The organism is Micromonospora sp. NPDC049799, assembly GCF_040656655.1.
Classification (GTDB): Bacteria; Actinomycetota; Actinomycetes; order Mycobacteriales; family Micromonosporaceae; genus Micromonospora.
In genome coordinates, this window is sequence record NZ_JBFAMU010000526.1 from 1 (window position 1) to 3,382 (window position 3,382).

At 73.8% G+C, this 3,382-nt stretch carries 4 protein-coding genes and 1 pseudogene; 4 read left to right on the forward strand and 1 reads right to left on the reverse strand.

All coding sequences use genetic code 11. From position 1 onward, the window contains the following. Positions 1 to 208: 208 nt before the first annotated feature. From AB0I76_RS25705 to AB0I76_RS25720, 4 genes are all read left to right on the forward strand, one after another. On the forward strand, positions 209 to 1,027 hold the full coding sequence (locus AB0I76_RS25705) for a hypothetical protein (RefSeq protein WP_357040429.1): 819 nt from the start codon (positions 209 to 211) through the stop codon (positions 1,025 to 1,027). A 207-nt stretch (positions 1,028 to 1,234) separates the two neighbouring features. Continuing rightward, positions 1,235 to 1,939, forward strand: a complete 705-nt coding sequence (locus tag AB0I76_RS25710) for a VOC family protein (protein WP_357040432.1) — start codon at positions 1,235 to 1,237, stop codon at positions 1,937 to 1,939. Positions 1,940 to 2,110: 171 nt separating this feature from the next. Further along, entirely contained in the window at positions 2,111 to 2,542 is a 432-nt protein-coding gene (locus AB0I76_RS25715) for a hypothetical protein (RefSeq protein ID WP_357040435.1), read from the forward strand. Positions 2,543 to 2,589: 47 nt separating this feature from the next. Beyond that, entirely contained in the window at positions 2,590 to 2,865 is a 276-nt protein-coding gene (locus AB0I76_RS25720) for a hypothetical protein (RefSeq protein WP_357040438.1), read from the forward strand. An 8-nt stretch (positions 2,866 to 2,873) separates the two neighbouring features. Here AB0I76_RS25720 and AB0I76_RS25725 read toward each other — a convergent pair. Beyond that, positions 2,874 to 3,382, reverse strand: a pseudogene (locus tag AB0I76_RS25725) (transcriptional regulator); the annotation flags it as partial.

Here is a 3,382-nt window from a genome sequence, read left to right on the forward strand (position 1 = left end):
GCCGCGCCGAGCACCGCCCAGTCCAGGCGGGACCGGAACCGGGGCAACGCCACGTACGCGACGGACAGCAGGGCAGCAGCGGCACGAACCACAGGGGCGGACGAGGGGGCCGGGTGGCGGGCAGGGTGGGGGGATGCCTTTTTCTCCTCGGCGGCCCGCAGCCTTGCGGGGGCGCATTTTTTGGGGGTCGGAGGTCGTCTCGCGGGGGGTGCTCACCCGCGCTGAGCTTCGGAGCAGCGCGTGGCGGCCCGTCTTCAAGGACGTCTACGCCGACGCCCGGCTCGTCGTCTCGCATCCGGCCCGCTGTGCCGCAGCGGCACGGTGGTTGATCCCGCCCGGTGCGGCGATCGCCGGGCGAAGCGCCGCGGCGCTGTTCGGAGCCGGACGGATCGAGCGACACGAGCCACTCGACGTCCTGGTGCCCACCGGTCGGCGGTTCGGTCCGGTGGCCGGCCTGGCCGTGCACACCGCCGGCCTGCCCGGCACCGACGTGGTCCGGCGGGCCGGCGTTCCGGTCACCACGCCGGTACGCACCTGCTGGGATCTCGCGCAGTGGCTCCGGGTGGAGGACGCCGTCGCCCTCGTCGACGTGCTCGTCCGTCGCCGGCTCGTCGACCCGGCGCAGCTGAGCGAGCGGGCACGCCGGCACACCGGAGAGCGCGGCTGGAAGCGGATGCTCCGGGTCGCCGAGCTGACCGACGGCGGTGCGGAGTCACCACCGGAGTCGCGCCTGCGGGTCCGGCTGGTCCTGGCCGGCCTGCCCGCCCCGGTCACCCAGTTCGTGGTCGACCGTGACGGCAGCTTCGTCGCCCGACTCGACCTCGCCTGGCCGCAGTGGAAGATCGCCATCGAGTACGACGGCCTCTGGCACCACGACCCGGCACAACTCCACCGGGATCGGCGCCGGCTCAACCGCCTGGTCGGTGACGACTGGATCGTCCTGCACCTGACCTCGAAGCGCTTCGCGACCGACTTCGACGGCTTCCTCACCGAGGTCCGCCACGCCATCCGCACCCGCACCCGCTGATGACGGCCGAACACCTCGCGCAACTCCGGGGAAGATGTCGCCTCCCCCGCACCGGAGGCAGCAACTTCCCCGAAGTTGTCGCCCGCGGCGGCGCGGGGGGGCGGGGCGGCGGCGCGGCGGGCGGGTGCGGCGCAGGGCGCGGGGGCGGCGCGGATGGCGGGCGGGGGTGGGTGGGTGGGGTGGGGTGGGGTGGGGCAGGATGAGGGCATGATCGCGCGGTTCAAGGATCTCTGTCTGGACGCTGCCGACGCTCCCGCGCTGGGGGCCTTCTGGGGGCGGATCCTCGACGCAGAGGTCGTGGACCTCGGGGACGGTGACGTGCGGGTCGACCCCGGGCGGGCCGGCGAGGGCGCGGAGTCGATCTGGGTGAACCGGGTGCCGGAGCCCCGTACCGTCAAGACCCGCGTACACCTGGACCTGAGGCTGCCCGACGCGGACCCGGCGGCGCTGGTCGAGGCCGGCGCGCGGGTGGTCCGCGAGCCGGACGCGGAGATCAGCTGGTGGGTGCTGGCCGACCCGGAGGGCAACCTGTTCTGTGCGTTCGGGCCGCGCGAGGGCGAGCGGCCCGGCACGTTCGAGCTGGTCGTCGACAGCGCGGACCCCGCCGCCCAGGCCGCCTGGTGGTCGCGCGTCGTCGGGGGCACGGCCCACACCAGCGACAAGGGCTACGCCTACCTCACGGGCGCCGCCGGATTCCCGTGGGAGTACTGGGTCTTCGACCCGGTGCCGGAGCGCAGGACGGTGAAGAACCGCCTGCACTGGGACGTCGACCTCGTCGACGACGACCCGACGGCGCTGATCCGGGCCGGCGCGACCCTGCTGCGGGAGCCGGACGACGTCATCTCCTGGTGGATCCTCGCCGACCCGGAGGGCAACGAGTTCTGCGCGTTCCCGCCGCGTCCCACCGAGTGAGCGGACGGTTACCCGACACCCATCGGGTGGATTAGCGTCTACCTGCGCGTTCGCCACCGACGTCGACCACGCCTCGGCCGACCCCAGTCCGCCCGATCGGTTGGTTCTCGCGGGAACTCCCACCGCCACCGCACCGGTTGGGCAGGATCGACCCCACGAGGAGGTGCCGTCGTGCAGGACACCCGCGCTCTCGCCCTGACGTTCGAGGTGAGCGGCCTGCCACCGGTCAAGACCGAGGCGCTGTCCATCTTCGCTGCCGGGCACCGGCAGGCGACGAGGGTCCGCGCCCTGCTCCAGGCGGCCTGCGCCGCGGCCCAGCGCACCGGCTGGACTCCGCTGTCCGGGCCGGTCGAGGTGGACCTCGTGCTGCGCTGCCCGCCGGGGCACCGCACCTCCGACGCGAGCACCCTGCTCGGCGGGGTGTGTGCGGTGCTCCAGGACAAGAAGCGGGTCGCCAGCATCGGCCTGGCCCACCTCGGCGTCCTGGTGGACGTCGCCCTCTACGGCGACGACCGGCAGATCCGGAAGTTGTCGTACCGGGAGGAGCCGGCGGAGGACTTCTCCTACCAGGTGCGGGTGGCCGCCGTCCCGCACGGGGTTTGACCGACGTCCGCGGTGGGGTACCGCGGACGCCGACGAAGGGAGCACCGATGTCGGAGCCACATGTCACGCTGGACCCTCGCGGGCTCGACCCGGTGCAGGAAAAGCTGCGCGGCCCGCTGGAGGACCAGCTGACCTCGGCGTTGCAGGCCGCCACCGAACGGGTGCGGGCCAGCTACGCCGGCGAGCCGATCGAGCAGGTCTGCCAGCGGCTGCTGGACGAGACCCGCGCCGGTCTGCACCCCGACATCGCTGCCGGGTTCAACCCGGACATGGACGAGTTCTGCCGTGTGGCGGTGGCCATCGTGCGCGGCGCATCCTCCTGAGCCTGGCGTCACGCCGCCATCGGAGGGATCATCCGGCGGCCGACCGACCGCGCCGCCGCCAGCTCTGCCGCGTAGTCGTCGACCAGTGCGGGTAACCGGTACCCGGCCGGCTCGTCGCGGTACACGAGGTGTGCGTCGACCAGGTCCTCCAGCGCATGCCACACCCGCTCGGCCGAGACGCCGAGCCGCGCCGCCGTACGGTCGGGGACGGCTGTCGCCTCGGGCGTTTCCCCGAGCAGGGCGAGGATCCGGCCGACCACCTCATCCGCGGAGCGGACCGCAGCGATGCCAGTCGCCAGGCTCGCCCGGACCGACTGGTCGCCGAACGCCAGCAGGTCCAGCCGTGCCTGCGCGTCACGCGCCTGCCCGACCAGAACGCCGACCGCGAGTTCAGGGCGGCTCGCCAACCGCGACGCGGTGATTCGCAGGGCCAGCACCGAGCCGGCGCAGAGCCGGATCAGCCCGGCGGTGGCGGCGGGCTCCGCGTCCAGCCGGTCGACCCCGACGTGCGCGGCCA

What these genes read in the sequence shown, in the direction of transcription:
- AB0I76_RS25710 (WP_357040432.1), top strand. Translation starts at nt 1,235, where the DNA reads ATGATCGCGCGGTTCAAGGATCTCTGTCTGGACGCTGCCGACGCTCCC.
- AB0I76_RS25720 (WP_357040438.1), top strand. Translation starts at nt 2,590, where the DNA reads ATGTCGGAGCCACATGTCACGCTGGACCCTCGCGGGCTCGACCCGGTG.